General features: G+C 64.8%; 14 protein-coding genes and 1 tRNA gene. 8 read left to right on the top strand and 7 right to left on the bottom strand.

All coding sequences use genetic code 11. The features are described from left to right. Positions 1-5: 5 nt before the first annotated feature. The 6 genes from rsfS to GM672_RS11515 form a co-directional block, all read right to left on the bottom strand. Positions 6-728: a ribosome silencing factor gene (rsfS, locus tag GM672_RS11540; RefSeq protein WP_155470675.1), complete on the bottom strand. Its 723-nt coding sequence runs from the start codon at positions 726-728 to the stop codon at positions 6-8. A 6-nt stretch (positions 729-734) separates the two neighbouring features. Then, entirely contained in the window at positions 735-1403 is a 669-nt protein-coding gene (gene nadD, locus GM672_RS11535) for a nicotinate (nicotinamide) nucleotide adenylyltransferase (protein ID WP_155470709.1), read from the bottom strand. 8 nt (positions 1404-1411) lie between these two features. Beyond that, positions 1412-2323, bottom strand: coding sequence for an oxygen-dependent coproporphyrinogen oxidase (hemF, locus tag GM672_RS11530; protein ID WP_155470674.1), 912 nt, complete (start codon positions 2321-2323; stop codon positions 1412-1414). 23 nt (positions 2324-2346) lie between these two features. After that, positions 2347-3615 (bottom strand): phosphoribosylamine--glycine ligase, encoded by a 1269-nt coding sequence (gene purD / locus GM672_RS11525; protein WP_155470673.1) that lies wholly within the window; start codon positions 3613-3615, stop codon positions 2347-2349. A gap of 181 nt (positions 3616-3796) precedes the next feature. Next, positions 3797-4522 carry a YebC/PmpR family DNA-binding transcriptional regulator gene (locus GM672_RS11520; protein ID WP_155470672.1) on the bottom strand — a complete coding sequence of 242 codons (726 nt, stop codon included), beginning with the start codon at positions 4520-4522 and terminating at the stop codon, positions 3797-3799. A gap of 89 nt (positions 4523-4611) precedes the next feature. After that, a complete protein-coding gene (locus GM672_RS11515; RefSeq protein WP_170300024.1) occupies positions 4612-5511 on the bottom strand; it encodes a DUF4214 domain-containing protein in 900 nt (299 codons plus the stop codon). Positions 5512-5735: 224 nt separating this feature from the next. On the opposite strand from GM672_RS11515, the gene GM672_RS11510 reads away from it, so the two are divergent. Genes GM672_RS11510 through GM672_RS28320 form a run of 4 tightly spaced genes read left to right on the top strand, consistent with a single transcriptional unit; the run spans position 5736 to position 8229 of the window. Next, positions 5736-6659 (top strand): DMT family transporter, encoded by a 924-nt coding sequence (locus tag GM672_RS11510; RefSeq protein ID WP_155470670.1) that lies wholly within the window; start codon positions 5736-5738, stop codon positions 6657-6659. Between the two features lie 37 nt (positions 6660-6696). After that, on the top strand, positions 6697-7098 hold the full coding sequence (locus tag GM672_RS11505; protein ID WP_155470669.1) for a methylglyoxal synthase: 402 nt from the start codon (positions 6697-6699) through the stop codon (positions 7096-7098). A gap of 13 nt (positions 7099-7111) precedes the next feature. After that, positions 7112-8089 carry a quinone oxidoreductase family protein gene (locus tag GM672_RS11500; RefSeq protein WP_155470668.1) on the top strand — a complete coding sequence of 326 codons (978 nt, stop codon included), beginning with the start codon at positions 7112-7114 and terminating at the stop codon, positions 8087-8089. After that, positions 8089-8229: a hypothetical protein gene (locus tag GM672_RS28320; RefSeq protein WP_170300023.1), complete on the top strand. Its 141-nt coding sequence runs from the start codon at positions 8089-8091 to the stop codon at positions 8227-8229. The genes GM672_RS11500 and GM672_RS28320 overlap by 1 nt, the downstream gene beginning before the upstream one ends. A 42-nt stretch (positions 8230-8271) precedes the next feature. On the opposite strand, the gene GM672_RS11495 is transcribed toward GM672_RS28320, so the two are convergent. Continuing rightward, positions 8272-8928 (bottom strand): DUF4136 domain-containing protein, encoded by a 657-nt coding sequence (locus GM672_RS11495; protein WP_155470667.1) that lies wholly within the window; start codon positions 8926-8928, stop codon positions 8272-8274. Positions 8929-9125: 197 nt separating this feature from the next. Here GM672_RS11495 and pepN point away from each other — a divergent pair, with 197 nt between their 5' ends. From pepN to GM672_RS11475, 4 genes are all read left to right on the top strand, one after another. After that, complete coding sequence (pepN, locus tag GM672_RS11490) at positions 9126-11759, top strand: aminopeptidase N (protein ID WP_155470666.1); 2634 nt, start codon at positions 9126-9128, stop codon at positions 11757-11759. A 58-nt stretch (positions 11760-11817) separates the two neighbouring features. After that, on the top strand, positions 11818-12819 hold the full coding sequence (locus GM672_RS11485) for a class 1 fructose-bisphosphatase (RefSeq protein WP_155470665.1): 1002 nt from the start codon (positions 11818-11820) through the stop codon (positions 12817-12819). A gap of 176 nt (positions 12820-12995) precedes the next feature. After that, positions 12996-13071: transfer RNA gene (locus GM672_RS11480), tRNA-Thr, on the top strand. A gap of 340 nt (positions 13072-13411) precedes the next feature. Then, a partial coding sequence (locus GM672_RS11475; RefSeq protein WP_155470664.1) for a type VI secretion system Vgr family protein occupies positions 13412-15104 on the top strand: 1693 nt, incomplete at its 3' end.

Genomic DNA, 15104 nt, shown 5'->3' with positions numbered 1-15104 from the left:
CGGGATTACTCTTCCGCGGCCGGCTTCTTGATGCGCTTGATGACGGTCTTGGCCGGCGCGACGCCGCCTGCCTTGGCCGCATCCTTGACCTTCGCTTCCTTGGCTGCCTTGGCCGAAGCCGTGGCGGACTTGGAGGCGGCGACCTTGACCTTCTTGCCTTCCGGCGCCTCGACCTTCGGTGCCTTCTTGACGGCCGCTTTCTTGGCGGCGGCGCCGGCAGCGGCGGCAGCCTTCACGGTGCCGGGCTTGCGGGCCGGTGCGGCCTTCTTCTCGACCACGGGTTCGGCGGCCTTCTCGACCTTGTTCGCGGCCAGGTGGCCGGACTTCTTCTTCGGCGCCGCGTCGACCGCTTCGGCAAGCTTGCCCTCGGTGGTCGACTTGCGCTTGGCGGCGCCCAGCTTAACGGGTTTTTCGCCCCAGATTTCTTCCAGGCGGTAGTAGGCGCGGATCGGCGCCTGCATGATGTGGACGATCATGTCGCCCAGGTCGACCAGCACCCATTCGCCGGTATCTTCGCCTTCGACGCCGATCACGTCGCCGCCGGCTTCCTTGATCTTGTCGCGCACCGACGCGGCCAGCGCGCGGGTCTGGCGGTTCGAGGTACCGGATGCGATCGCGATGCGATCGAACAGGCTGGTCAGGCCGGTCGTGTCAAACACGACGATGTCCTGGCCCTTCACGTCTTCCAGTGCATCGACGACGAGGGTTTGCAGTTTTTTGATGTCCATTCAGTTCTACTTCTTATAGAGATTGTGTTGTTCGATATAGTCTAGCACTACCCGCGCAATGAGCGAGTTTGCCTCATTACCGCCCTGCAGTGCAGCGCGGATGCGGGTGGACGAGACGTCCACTGCCAGGTCGGGCGCCAAGGTGGTGCGTCCAGCCGGTTGCGAGCACAGTTGCTCCGGCGCGCACAAGCGCGCCTTGAATTCGTTGGCCACCTCGGGTGGAATATCCGGTCCGTCCAGTGCGAAGCCGGGGCGGGCCGCCACACAAAGATGAGCCAGGGAAAACAGGTCGCGCCATGCATGCCAGGTGTCGAGCCGTTGCAGCTGGTCGGCGCCCATCAGGAAGCACAGCGAAACATCGTTGCCGAGCGCCGCGCGCAAGGCCCGCAACGTGTCGACGGTATAGGTGGCGCGGCCCCGCTCGATTTCCTGGCGGTCGATGACGACCTCGCAGGGCAGGTCCGCGAACGCCAGCGCCGCCATGTCGGCGCGCTGCGCCGGGCTGGCCACCAGGGCGGACTTCTGCCATGGCATGGTCGGGATCACGCGCAGCTGGTCGGCGCCCAGCAGCTCGACGAAGCGCCGGCCCAGCGCCACATGGCCGTTGTGTACCGGGTCGAAGCTGCCGCCCAACAGGGCGATGCAGCGCGCCGCCGGCCGCTCGCGCGGGGCCATGCCAGCGTTCACGCAGCGAGCCAGTCGCGGTGGGGCAGGAAGTCTGTGTACAGCGCAGCTTCCGGCGTGCCTTCCTGCGGGTGCCAGTCATAGCGCCACTTGACGACGGGCGGCATCGACATCAGGATCGCCTCGGTGCGCCCGCCCGACTGCAGGCCGAACAGGGTGCCGCGGTCGAACACGAGGTTGAACTCCACGTAGCGGCCGCGCCGGTAGGCCTGGAAGTCGCGTTCCCGTTCGCCGTATGGCGTGTCCTTGCGCGCCTGCAGGATCGGCAGGTAAGCGCCCAGGAACGAGTCGCCCACGCTTTGCATCATGGCGAAGCTGCCGTCGAACGGCAGCGCGTTGAAGTCGTCGAAGAAGATGCCGCCCACGCCGCGCGCTTCCTGGCGGTGCTTCAGGTAGAAATACTCATCGCACCAGGCCTTGAAGCGGGGATGCAGTTCGTCGCCGAAGGGCGCTAGCGCATCGCGGCAGCTGCGGTGGAAGTGGCGCGCGTCGTCTTCGTTGCCGTAGTAAGGCGTCAGGTCCATGCCGCCGCCGAACCACCACACGGGCGTGCCGTCTTCGGCGCTGGTGGAGAAGAAGCGCACGTTCATGTGCACCGTCGGCGCATACGGATTACGGGGGTGCAGCACCAGCGACACGCCCATCGCTTCCCATGCCCGGCCGCCGATGCCGGGGCGGTGCGCGGCCGCCGACGGCGGCAGTTTCGCGCCCATCACGTGCGAGAAATTGCAGCCGCCCCGTTCCAGCACGGCGCCTTCCTCGATCAGCCGCGACACGCCGCCGCCGCCTTCCGGGCGCTCCCATGCGTCACGCAGGAAGGCATTGCCGTCGAGCGTTTCGAGGGCGCCGACGATGCGGGCCTGCAGGTCGAGCAGGTAGGTCTTGACGAGTTCCGGGGCGGGCTGGGACATGCTGGTTCTTTCCGTCGGTGGGATCAGTGCTTCAGGCCGCGCCAGCCGATATCGCGGCGGTACTGCATGCCGTCGAAGTGGATCTTTTCGACCGTCTCGTAAGCCTGCTTCTGCGCCATCTTGATCGAGTCGCCCAGGCCGACGACGCACAGCACGCGCCCGCCGCTGGTGACCAGCTGGCCGTTCGCGTCGGCCGTGCCGGCGTGGAACGTCACCGATTCCGGCGTGTCGGCCGGGATGCCGTCGATCGGGGTGCCCTTGACCGGGTCGTCCGGATAGCCGGCGGCGGCCAGCACGACGCCCACGGCGGTGCGGCGGTCCCATTCCAGGCCGACCGCGTCCAGGGTGCCGTTGACGGCATGTTCCATCACCGTCACCAGGTCCGTCTTCAGGCGCGCCATGATGGGCTGCGTTTCCGGGTCGCCCATGCGGCAGTTGAATTCCAGGGTGCGCGGGTTGCCGGCGGAGTCGATCATCAGGCCCGCGTACAGGAAGCCGGAGAACGGAATGCCATCCTTCGCCATGCCCTGGATGGTGGGGTTGATAATCTCGCGCATCACGCGTGCATGCATGGCGGGCGTGACGATGGGGGCAGGGGAGTAGGCACCCATGCCGCCCGTGTTCGGGCCCTGGTCCTGGTCCAGCAGGCGCTTGTGATCCTGGCTGGTGGCCAGCGGCAGCACATTCTTGCCGTCGCACATGATGATGAACGACGCTTCCTCGCCGGCCAGGAATTGCTCGATGACGATGCGCGCGCCGGCGTCGCCGAAGCGGTTATCGGACAGCATGTGGTCGACCGCCTGGTGCGCGTCTTCCAGCGTCTCGGCCACCACCACGCCCTTGCCGGCGGCCAGGCCGTCGGCCTTGATGACGATGGGCGCGCCCTTGGCGTCGATATACGCGTGGGCCTTGGCCGCATCGCTGAAGGTCTCGTATTCGGCCGTGGGAATGCCGTGGCGCTTCATGAAGGCCTTGGCGAAGTCCTTCGACGATTCCAGCTGCGCCGCTTCCTTCGACGGGCCGAACACCTTCAGGCCGCGCGCGCGGAACAGGTTGACGATGCCGCCGGCCAGCGGAATCTCCGGGCCCACCACGGTGAAGGCCACGTGTTCCCGGATGACGAAGTCGGCCAGTTCGTTCAGGTCGGTGATCGCCACGTTCTGCAGCCGCTGGTCGCGCGCCGTGCCGCCGTTGCCGGGGGCGACGAAGACCATCTGCACACGTTCCGATTGCGCCAATTTCCAAGCCAGCGCGTGCTCGCGGCCGCCGGAGCCGACTACCAGGATTTTCATAGGGACCGTTCGTTCAAGTTTGGGGAAGCTTCTTCAACATGGCCAGCGGGGGCACGCCATGTGGAAAACGCTTGCCGGAGCGGCCCGGGGGAACGCGCTCCATGAGCTAAAAAAGCGGCCCGTGGGCCGCCGTATCGTTTGGCCGCGCAGGCATGCTGCCATTGCGCGCGCGGCCGGTCTTTTATTCTTCGACGATGGCGTTGGTATAGACTTCCTGGGTATCGTCCAGGTTTTCCAGCGCGTCGAGCAGCTTTTGCATCTTGGCCGCATCCTCGCCCGTGAACACCGTTTCGGTGGCGGGCTTCATGATGATCTCGGCCACTTCGGCCTTGAAGCCGGCCTTTTCCAGTGCATCCTTGACGCTGGCGAAGTCGTTCGGTGCGCACAGCACTTCGAAGCCGCCTTCGTCGTCGGCCACGACATCCTCGGCGCCTGCCTCGAGGGCCGCTTCCATCAGGGTTGCTTCGTCGGTACCGGGGGCGAACAGGAACTGGCCACAATGCTTGAACATGAAGGACACGGAGTTTTCCGTGCCCATATTGCCGCCGTGCTTGTTGAAAGCGTGGCGTACTTCGGCCACCGTGCGCACGCGATTGTCCGTCATGCAGTCCACGATAATGGCCGCGCCGCCGATGCCGTAGCCTTCGTAGCGCACTTCCTCGTATGCGGCGCCGTCTTCGCCGCCCGTGCCGCGCGTGATCGCGCGGTGCACGTTATCTTTCGGCATATTGGCGTCGGCCGCCTTGTCGATTGCCAGCCGCAGGCGCGGATTGGCGTTGATGTCGCCGCCGCCCATGCGCGCGGCAACCGTGATTTCCTTGATCAGGCGCGTCCAGATCTTGCCACGTTTCGCGTCCGTTGCAGCCTTTTTATGCTTGATATTGGCCCATTTGCTGTGTCCAGCCATGTTCACTCTTCCTTAGACGGTGTGCAATCGAGGGCGGTATTCTAGCATACCGCCCTCCATCGATTACGCCGCCAGGGGAAGGCTTGCGATCACGCGTATGGCACGTATTCGATGCCGTTTTGAATGCTGCCGATCACCTGGGCGTGATTTTCCGCGCTTTCGGAGAACTGCACCAGCAGGTGCTCGCGCGAGAAGCCTTCATTGAGCGCGCGCAACCAGAACGAGAAGCCGCCGGCGTCCGGATCGCGGTGCAGGGCATTCTGGTAGAGATTGGTCAGGAAGCTTTCATTGCTCGAGTTTTCGCCGTACTTCGCATTCCATTCGGCGCTGTGGGTGAAACCTTCCGCCAGTTTTTCCCATTCCGCGCCGCGGTCGGCACCACTGATCCAGAAGCCCAGGCCCGAGACGTCCGGTGCGCGGTCCAGGGCTGCCTGGTACAGGCGGAACATCTTGCCGGCATTGCCATTGATGTCGTAGGCCATGGCGCTATCGTCGAACACGACACGTTCCACCGTCGCATCAAGGGTATTGACGCCGCCCGCAGCCGACGTCACGCCCACCGAGCCGTCCTTGAGCGCGATCGTGAAGTCACCACGCGTGCCGGCAAAGATTGCCTTGTCCAGACCGGCGCCACCGCTGAAGACATTGCTGCCGCTGCCGCCGATCAGGATATCGTCGCCGTTGCCGCCGTCGAGCGAGTCGTTACCGGCGTTGCCGGTCAGCGTGTCATTGCCGTCCACACCGCGCAAGGTGTCGTTGCCGGCGCCGCCGTAGACCTGGTCGTTGCCGCTGCCGGCGTCGAGCAAGTCGCCGATCGTGTCAAAGCTGCCGGCCTTGTCGTCGGTCGAGCCGCTCCACAGCTGGTCATCACCGCCGTTGCCCAGCAGCGTGTCGGCGCCGCCATTACCGATCATGATGTCTGCGTTATTGGTGCCCGGCAAGAAGTCGTTGCCTGCGCCGCCGGGGAAGTTGCCGAAAGTATCTGCCATATCCGTAATCCTTGTTAATAAAATCAAAATATCATAATTGTAATCACAGCCTACCTTGAAATCGCCGGGGCGTCGACTGGCTTTCAATCGTGCATGAGCTCCGGGCGGGCGTCTCACCCTCGAAAAGCCGGCTGGGCAATTTGTAAAATCACAACATCGGGGCGCGGCGTCGGGGCGCCGGGCAGCCGCCAGCGACGTTGCCGATTTGGCCTTACAATGGCCGGATGACAAAAAGCATAGCGGACAAGGCCGTGCCGGTTGCCAAGGCCGGTTACCTGGGCGGGATGGCATTGGCCGTGGGCGGCGCGATCCTGTTTTCCACCAAGGCCGTCATCGCCAAGCTGCTGTATCGCTACCACATCGATGCCGTTACCCTGATCGCCTTCCGCATGCTGTTCTCGCTGCCCGTGTTCGCCCTCGTCGCCGTGTGGCAGATGCGCGCGGGACCGCCCCTGTCGGTGCCGGATCGCTGGCGCATCGTGGGGCTGGGCCTGGTCGGCTATTACCTGTCCAGCCTGCTCGACTTCCTCGGCCTGCAATACATCACCGTCGGGCTCGAACGCCTGATCCTGTTCCTCACGCCCACCTTCGTGCTGCTGCTGTCGGCCACCTTGCTGAAGCAGCATATCGGCCGCCTGCAGTGGCTGGCGTTGCTCATCGCCTACGGCGGCATCGTGCTGGTGTTCGTGCACGACCTGCAGGGCGGCGGCAACGTCATGCTCGGCTCGCTCCTGGTACTGGGCTCGGCGGCCGCCTATGCCGTCTACCTGCTGCTGTCCGGCGAGATGGTGCAGCGCATCGGCGCGCTGCGCCTGGTCGCCTATGCCATGTGCGTGTCGACGGCCGCGTGCCTGCTGCAGTTTTTCCTGCTGCGCCCGGCCGGCATGCTGGTGCAGCCTGCGCCCGTGTACTGGCTGTCCCTCGTCAACGGCCTCTTATGCACGGTGGCGCCCGTGTTCATGACGATGACGGCGGTGCAGCGCATCGGCGCCGGCATCGCGTCGCAGGCCGGCATGATCGGCCCCGTCTCGACCCTGTTCCTGGGCGCCGTGATCCTGGGCGAGGCCATCACGGGCTGGCAGCTGGCCGGCACGGCGTTGGTGCTGACGGGCATCTACCTGCTGTCGCGGGTCAAGCGCGCCACCTGAATTTCACGATAACGATAACCACAACGACGAGACCACCATGATTCCACGCATCGCCCTGATTGCCCACGACAAGAAAAAAGACGACATGATCGCGCTGGCCGGCGAATATGTGGACTTCCTGCGCCGCTGCGCCTTGACGGCCACGGGCACCACGGGCGGGCGCCTCGTCAACGAACTGGGTCTGGCGGTCGAGCGCAAGCACTCCGGCCCCTTCGGCGGCGATTTGCAGATCGGCGCGCTGCTGGTCGAGGGCTGCATCGACGCCGTGATCTTCCTGCGCGACCCGATGACCCCGCAGCCGCACGAGCCGGACATCAATGCGCTGGTGCGCGCCTGCGACGTCCACAACGTGGCGTGTGCAACGAACGTGGCGACGGCTCACCTGGTGCTGTCGCAACTGGAGGCGGCGATGGCGGGCCCGGAAGCAACCCCAACCTGATGGAGGTACTGTGATGAGCAAGGCAATCCGTTTCAGCCGCACGGGCGGCCCGGAAGTACTGGAACTGGTCGACGTCGATGTCGGTGCGCCCGGGCCGGGCGAGGCCACCGTGCGGCACGAGGCCATCGGCGTCAATTTCATCGACATCTACTTCCGCACGGGCCTGTACCCGCAGGCGCTGCCCAGCGGCCTGGGGCAGGAGGGCGCCGGCACCGTCGAAGCGGTGGGCGAAGGCGTCACCCACGTCAAGGTGGGCGACCGGGTGGCCTACGCGGCCCGGCCCAACGGCGCCTATGCCCAGGCGCGCAACGTGCCGGCCGGCATACTCGTCGTGCTGCCGGACAATATCGGCTTCGAGACGGCTGCCGCGGCGATGTTGCAGGGCATGACGGTGCAGTACCTGCTGCACCGCACGGCCCACCTGAAGCCGGGTGACACGGTGCTGTGGCATGCCGCCGCGGGCGGCGTCGGCCTGATCGCCTGCCAGTGGGCCAAGGTGCTGGGCGTGAACCTGATCGGCACCGTCAGTTCGGAAGAAAAGGCGGCGCTGGCCATCGAGCATGGCGCCGCCCACGTAATCAACTACAAGCGCGAAAACTTCGCCGAGAAGGTGCGCGAGCTGACGAACGGCGAGGGCGTGTCGGTGGTCTACGATTCGATCGGCAAGGACACCTTCACGGGCTCGCTCGATTGCCTGAAACCGCTGGGGCTGATGGTCAGCTTCGGCAACGCCTCCGGCCCCGTGCCGGCCTTCGCGCCGTCGGAACTGCAATCGCGCGGCTCGCTGTTCCTGACCCGCCCGACCCTGGTGCACTACGTGGCCAGACGGGAAGACCTGGAAGCGACGGCCCGCTCGCTGTTCGGCGTCATCGCCAGCGGCGAGGTGAAGGTCGCCATCAACCAGCGCTACCGCCTGCAGGACGCGGGCCACGCGCACACGGACCTGGAGTCGCGCAAGACGACCGGTTCGTCGATCCTGCTGCCGCACTGATGGGTACGCCGACCGACAACAAGGACGACAGCGACGACAGCGACGGCAGCCCGAAGTTCGGCCGCCTGCTGATCGTGTTGCTGCTGGCGGTGGCGCTGATCGGCGTGATCACCGTGGCCAGCGAGGCATGGGTGAAATAGTTGCCGCAAAAATGGGGACAGACCCCATTTTTGCAGCAATGTTTACTGCGACGGCGGCAGCTCCAGCTCGATCCGCTTCGATTTGCCGCTTTCGCCGGGGAAGCCGGCGAACGCGCTTTTCACCAGCAGCGGCATCACCTGCGGCGTCGACTGGCGCCGGCTGGTGTTCTGCACCGTCACGTCATACAGCTTGGCGCCGGCCATGTCGTTGATTGTCACGTTCAGCTTGCGTTCGTAGTTGTGCACGATCACTTCGCGGAACTCCATCGGGCCGTACATCCACGGGTCGTAATACGGGCGGAAGCCGAAATGGCGGTAGCGGTAGCGCGACGGGTAATAACCCCGGTACGGCCATCCATACGGGCCCCAGTAGGGCGACATGCCCCAGAACGGGTCCGTCGCCTGCAGGTGGCGGGTGGGCCGGTCCGTCGTCGAGAAGGCCATCTCGACGCGCAGCTTCGCCTGCGCCGGCGATGGGGCCTGGGCGAAGCCGAGGGTGTTCAGTTCGGCCGCCACCAACTGCTGGTAGCTACGGTATTCCAGCGTGTCCTCGGCCGGCGCCGGCGTGCCGAACACATACGATTTTTCCTGCAACTGCGCGGGCCACTGGTGGAACACGGTGACGTCGCTGCGGATAGTCGTCGCGCACCCGGTCAGCAGCAGGGTGCCCGCTGCGGCAAGGATGGCTAAACTTTTCATGATCTGCTCCCAATGGATGTCTGTGCTGACGCTACTCAATAAATTCACAATTAGCGCAAAATGAGTGTAAATCCGGCCCGTTGGCGCTACGCGATTATTACAGAATGTTACGGCTGGTGGATAAGCTGAAAAGAAACGAACGTCGCCCGGTGGCGGTGTTGGTAAAATATCCTTTTGTCCTCTCCCTGGCCACTCTCATGAGAACCGACAGCCCGCAAACGATTTTCCGTAAAGACTACACCCCGCCCAGCTACCTGGTGGAAACCGTGGAGTTGGGCTTCGATCTCGATCCCGCCCGCACCATCGTCGCCAACCGCGTCACGATGCGCCACAACCCGGACAGCAAGAACCGCGATATCGTGCTGCATGGCGAGGACATCGAACTGGTCGCCATCCGCATGAATGGCACCGAGCTCAACCCAGGTCAGTACATACTGGGGGCGACGACCTTGACCATCAAGGGCGCACCCTTGAACGTGGTGCTGGAAATCGAGACCTTGTGCGCGCCGCAGGACAACACCACCCTGTCCGGCCTGTACGTCTCCAATGGCAGCTTCTACACCCAGTGCGAGGCCGAGGGCTTCCGCCGCATCACGTATTTCCCCGACCGCCCCGACGTGATGGCCGTGTACACGGTGATGCTGCGCGCGGACAAGGAAAAATACCCCGTGCTGCTGTCGAACGGCAACCTGGTGGAAGAGGGCACGTTGCCGGACGGGCGTCATTACGCCAAGTGGGAGGACCCGTTCAAGAAGCCTTCCTACCTGTTCGCCCTGGTGGCGGCGCGCCTCGTGTGCCAGGAAGAGCGCTACACCTTGAAGTCGGGCCGCGAGGTGCTGCTGCAGGTGTGGGTCGAGGACGGCAACCTGGACAAGACCGACTACGCCATGCAGTCGCTGAAGAACTCGATCCGCTGGGACGAGGAACGGTGGGGGCTGGAACTGGACCTGGACCGCTTCATGATCGTCGCCGTGGGTGACTTCAACATGGGCGCGATGGAAAACAAGGGCCTGAACATCTTCAACACCAAGTTCGTGCTGGCCAATCCGGCCACGGCAACGGACGTCGACTACGCCGGCATCGAGGCCGTGGTGGGCCACGAGTACTTCCACAACTGGACCGGCAACCGCGTTACCTGCCGCGACTGGTTCCAGCTGTCGCTGAAGGAAGGCCTGACGGTGTTCCGCGACCAGGAATTCTCGGCCGACATGATCGGCACGGACAGCGGCCGCGCCGTCACCCGCATCGACCAGGTGCGCACGCTGCGCCAGGCCCAGTATCCCGAGGATGCCGGCCCGATGGCGCACCCGGTGCGGCCCGACTCGTTCGTCGAGATCAACAACTTCTACACCGTCACGGTCTACGAAAAAGGCGCCGAAGTGGTGCGCATGTACCTGACCCTGCTGGGGCGCGACGCCTTCCGCAAGGGCATGGACCTGTATTTCGCCCGGCATGACGGCCAGGCCGTCACCTGCGACGACTTCCGCCAGGCCATGGCCGATGCGAGCGGGCGCGACCTGAGCCAGTTCGAGCGCTGGTACAGCCAGGCCGGCACGCCCGTCGTCACGGCCACCAGCACCTACGATGCGGAAAACCAGGTTTACGAACTGACGCTGGCCCAGCAATGCCCGCCCACGCCGGGCCAGCCGACCAAGCTGCCCTTCCATATTCCCGTGGCCTTCGGCCTGCTGGGCGCGCAGGGCAGCGACCTGCCGCTCAATGCCGACGGCGACACCACCCTGATCCTGGAGCTGATGGGCGAGCGCGAAGTGTTCCGCTTCGAGGGCATCGCCGAACAGCCGGTGCCGTCGCTGCTGCGGGGTTTCTCGGCCCCCGTGATCCTGGAGTATCCGTACACGGACGAGGAACTGGTGCACCTGTTCCGTCATGACAGCGACCCCGTCAACCGCTGGGAAGCAGGCCAGCGCCTGGCCATGTCGCGCCTGCTGGACCTGACGGCCGCCGTGCAGCAGGGCGCCGGCCTGGAACTCGATTACGGCTTCATCGCCGCCCAGCGCGCGCTGCTGCTGGACGACACGCTCGACGCGGCCTTCCGCGAGCAGGCCCTGATCCTGCCGTCCGAATCGGTGGTGGCCGACCGCATGGAAGTGGTCGACCCCCGTGCCATCCACACGGCGCGCCAGTTCATGCGCAAGACCATCGCCACGGTGCTGCGCAGCGAGCTGCTGAACGCCTATGCGGCCAACGACACTCCCGGCGAATACAGCCCGGATGCCGTGTCGGCCGGCAAGCGCGGCCTGAAGAACCTGGCCCTGGCCTACCTGTGCGCCGCGCCGGACGAACACGTGCTGACCCTGGCATTCCGCCAGTTCGAAGGCGCCACCAACATGACGGACCGGGCCAGCGCCCTCGTCGCCCTGATCCACACGGGCGCCAATGTCGACGCCCAGCTCGAAGCGTTCTACCAGCAGTTCGACGGCGAAGCGCTGGTGATCGACAAGTGGTTCGCCATGCAGGCCGGCGCACCGAACACGGACGTGGCGCGCGTGCGCGAGCTGATGCAGCATCCGTCGTTCACCCTGAAGACGCCGAACCGGGCCCGCAGCCTGCTGTTCAGCTTCTGCAACGGCAACCCGGCCCAGTTCCACGCGCCGGACGGCAGCGGCTACGAATTCTGGGCCGAGCATGTCATCAAGCTGAACGCGCTGAACCCGCAGGTGGCGGCGCGCCTGGCCCGCAGCATGGACCGCTGGCGCCGTTACGACCCCGCCCTGCAGGTGCACATGCGCACGGCGCTGGAGCGGGTCGCCGCCGCGCCGAAGCTGTCGAACGACGTGCTGGAAGTGGTCAGCAAGGCCCTGTCGAACTGAAGCGCCTGAATCAAGAAACAGAAGTCCAAGCCATAAGTTAAGCAAACTAAGGGAATCCATGAAAAGAATCAGCCTCACGCAACACCTGGTGGAAGAACAACGCCAGCACAACACGATCCCGGCCGAACTGCGCCTCTTGATCGAAGTCGTGGCGCGCGCCTGCAAGACCATCAGCCACTCGGTCGGCAAGGGTGCGCTGGGCGACGTGCTGGGCGCGCTGGAATCGGAAAACGTGCAGGGCGAAGTGCAGAAGAAGCTGGACGTGATCTCCAACGAAATCCTGCTGGAAGCGAACGAGTGGGGCGGCCACCTGGCGGCGATGGCGTCGGAAGAAATGGAATCGATCCACCAGATTCCGAACCGCTATCCGAAGGGCGAATACATGCTGCTGTTCGATCCGCTGGACGGCTCGTCGAATATCGACGTCAACGTGTCGATCGGCACCATCTTCTCCGTGCTGAAGGCACCGGAAGGCATGGCCAACCCGACCGAGCAGGACTTCATGCAGCCCGGCAGCAAGCAGGTCGCCGCCGGCTACGCCGTCTACGGTCCGCAGACGATGCTGGTGCTCACCACCGGCAACGGCGTCAACTGCTTCACCCTGGACCGCGAGATGGGCTCCTGGGTGCTCACGCAGCGCAACATGCAGATTCCCGTGAAAACCAAGGAATTCGCCATCAATATGTCGAACCAGCGTCACTGGCACCCGCCCGTGCAGCGCTACATCAACGAGCTGCTGGCCGGCACGACGGGCCCGCGCGGCACCGACTTCAATATGCGCTGGATCGCCTCGATGGTGGCCGACGTGCACCGCATCCTGAACCGCGGCGGCATCTTCATGTACCCGGCCGACATCCGCGACCCGAGCAAACCCGGCAAGCTGCGCCTGATGTACGAAGCCAACCCGATGGCCTTCATCGTCGAACAGGCCGGCGGCATGGCAACGGATGGCAAGCACCGCATCATGGACATCCAGCCGGAAAAGCTGCACCAGCGCGTGCCAGTCTTCCTGGGCTCGCGTGACGAGGTGGCGGTGGTAACGGGTTACCACCACGAGTAAGGGCAACAAAGGCACGGGCGCATGCGCTTTCCAGGCAGGTTTCCGTGCTTTTTTTCGCCGCCAGCAAAAATATTCGCTACACACCCTAGTCAACCGCCGGATCTGTTGCTAAAATGTGGCCTCTTTCGATGCAGCACTGATCGAAGGAAACAAAGCTAGACAGGTTTTCAGGTTTAGCCGCTGTAGCTCAGTCGGTAGAGCAGCGCATTCGTAATGCGAAGGTCACCAGTTCGATTCCGGTCAGCGGCACCAAGATTTGGTTGTAAAAGCATAGGGTTACACGTTCATGCGTGTAGCCCTTTTGCTTTTTCGGGTGCGAATATCCGAGCATCTCGTCCTGTCGTCCAGTTGCGCCGGTTTTTTGACGTGCACGCGAGTCCCGGTCGGTAAGCGCAGATCTGGAATCGCATATCCGTGCATTACCAGGCTGCCAGTCGCCCGAAAACCCCGTCAAATGTAACCGTCGAGTGCGCCACTAGCACGGGTTGTCTTGCTCGAATTATAATTCTGGACCCACGCGGTGCTGGAATGCGTATCCAGTACCTGAAGACCAAGCTGCGCGTTGCGACGGTAGCGGAAAACAGGCCGATACATGAGCACTTCTCTTGTCGAAAAAGTTTTTGCCACCCTGGCGGAATTCAGTAGCGCGACCCGCTTGTACGAACTCGCCATTCCCTCCGTGGACGCGGATCTCGGCAGCGGCGGCTTGCTGGTGGAGGCGTTTGTTGCCATGGATGCGCTCCAGGAAACGGGGCCGCGTGACCTGATCGTGCTGTCCACCAGCGCCAATGTCGATTTGCCTGGCCTGCTGGGCCGTTCCGCAAGTCTCCAGGTCAGCCTTGCCGACGGCACGCGCACCAGTTTTTCCGGCGATATCACAGAGACCGCGGCGCTGGGCAGTGAAGGCGGCCTGGCGCGCTACCGGCTGCGGCTGACACCGTGGTTGTGGCGGCTGAGCCAGGTCCGGAACAGTCGCGTGTGGCAAGACAAGGCGGTCGTCGAGATCGTCGACGACGTGCTGTCGGCCTACCAACCGCTGGCCCAGTGGCGCTGGAGCGAGGAGACGAATACTTTCCTTGCCAACGTGCCGGCACGCAGCTACTGCTGCCAATACCGGGAATCGGACTACGATTTCGTGCGCCGCCTGCTGTCTGAGGAGGGCCTGGCCTGGCGCTTCGAGGAGGCGACGGAAGGCTCGTGCATGGTGTTGTTCGCCGACAGCACGCAGCATTGCGCGGTGCCGGAAGATGCCAGCAGCGCCGCCAACGGCGGCATCCGTTTCCACGGCGCCCGCACGGCGGAAAAGCAGGACAGCATCCAGGCCCTGCAAAAACGCCGCAAGGTCGTCTCGACCTTGGCGACCCTCCTCAGCTACGACTACAAGGCCAAGAAGGCCGTCGGTGCCAGCGTCCCGTCGCGCCAACAGTACGCCAAGCTACCGGTGCTGGAGAGCTACGACGTGCCGGGCCAGTACGCGTTTGCCAGCGGCGCCCTGGCGCAGCATTATGCGGAACTGCAGATGGAAGCGCGCGAGGCACGCAGCCAGCCCTGGCAAGGCCGTTCGACCGTGCGCACGCTGGCCGCCGGCACCCGCATTGACGTCACGCAGGGGCCATTGGCCATGTTCGGCGACGCCCCGGCCAGCTACACGATCCTGCGCGTAACCAGCGTCGGCGTAAACAACCTGCCGTCACCGGCCGTGCGGGCCCTGGCCGAACTGTTCGGCCCCATCCCGGAACTGCTGGAAGACGTGCTCCTTGAAGCCGACCTGGCCGACGAGGACATGGCCCTGGTGATCGACCAGGCCCGCAAACTCGGCTACGCCAACCGCTTCGACGCGTTGGCGGCGGAGGTCCCGTGGCGCCCGGAACTGCCGGGCAGCGACGCCCGCAGCCACCCGAAACCGACGGCGCACGGCGCGCAAAGCGCCATCGTCATCGGTGCCGACGGCAGCGATCAAGCCAGCGGCGCCGATGAACTGTACTGTGACGCGCTGGGCCGCATCCGCATCCGCTACCACTGGCAGGACAGCAGCGACGCCTCGTGCTGGGTGCGGGTGGCGCAGAGAACCGCCGCCGGCGGCATGGGCAGCCAGTTCCTGCCGCGCATCGGCCAGGAAGTGCTGGTGCAGTTCATCGAGAACGACATCGACCGCCCGATCGTCATCGGCGCCCTGTACAACGGCCAGGGCGAGGGCGGCCACGCCCCCACGCCCGGTGGGCAAGCGGCAGACGGTGACGACCCGGCGGCCGTCTTCCAGCCGGCCGGCGACCACGCGCCGTCGG

This window comes from Pseudoduganella buxea (assembly GCF_009720835.1).
Lineage (GTDB): Bacteria > Pseudomonadota > Gammaproteobacteria > Burkholderiales > Burkholderiaceae_D > Rugamonas > Rugamonas buxea.
The sequence above is the reverse complement of the archived record's forward strand: the minus strand, read 5'-3'. Positions and strand labels throughout refer to the sequence as shown.

Excerpts from the sequence above, each read along its gene's own strand:
- rsfS (WP_155470675.1), bottom strand. The coding sequence starts at position 728 with ATGGACATCAAAAAACTGCAAACCCTCGTCGTCGATGCACTGGAAGAC.
- hemF (WP_155470674.1), bottom strand. The coding sequence starts at position 2,323 with ATGTCCCAGCCCGCCCCGGAACTCGTCAAGACCTACCTGCTCGACCTG.
- nadD (WP_155470709.1), bottom strand. The coding sequence starts at position 1,403 with ATGGCCCCGCGCGAGCGGCCGGCGGCGCGCTGCATCGCCCTGTTGGGC.
- GM672_RS11495 (WP_155470667.1), bottom strand. The coding sequence starts at position 8,928 with ATGAAAAGTTTAGCCATCCTTGCCGCAGCGGGCACCCTGCTGCTGACC.
- GM672_RS11500 (WP_155470668.1), top strand. The coding sequence starts at position 7,112 with ATGAGCAAGGCAATCCGTTTCAGCCGCACGGGCGGCCCGGAAGTACTG.
- purD (WP_155470673.1), bottom strand. The coding sequence starts at position 3,615 with ATGAAAATCCTGGTAGTCGGCTCCGGCGGCCGCGAGCACGCGCTGGCT.
- GM672_RS11485 (WP_155470665.1), top strand. The coding sequence starts at position 11,818 with ATGAAAAGAATCAGCCTCACGCAACACCTGGTGGAAGAACAACGCCAG.
- GM672_RS11505 (WP_155470669.1), top strand. The coding sequence starts at position 6,697 with ATGATTCCACGCATCGCCCTGATTGCCCACGACAAGAAAAAAGACGAC.
- pepN (WP_155470666.1), top strand. The coding sequence starts at position 9,126 with ATGAGAACCGACAGCCCGCAAACGATTTTCCGTAAAGACTACACCCCG.
- GM672_RS28320 (WP_170300023.1), top strand. The coding sequence starts at position 8,089 with ATGGGTACGCCGACCGACAACAAGGACGACAGCGACGACAGCGACGGC.
- GM672_RS11510 (WP_155470670.1), top strand. The coding sequence starts at position 5,736 with ATGACAAAAAGCATAGCGGACAAGGCCGTGCCGGTTGCCAAGGCCGGT.
- GM672_RS11515 (WP_170300024.1), bottom strand. The coding sequence starts at position 5,511 with ATGGCAGATACTTTCGGCAACTTCCCCGGCGGCGCAGGCAACGACTTC.
- GM672_RS11520 (WP_155470672.1), bottom strand. The coding sequence starts at position 4,522 with ATGGCTGGACACAGCAAATGGGCCAATATCAAGCATAAAAAGGCTGCA.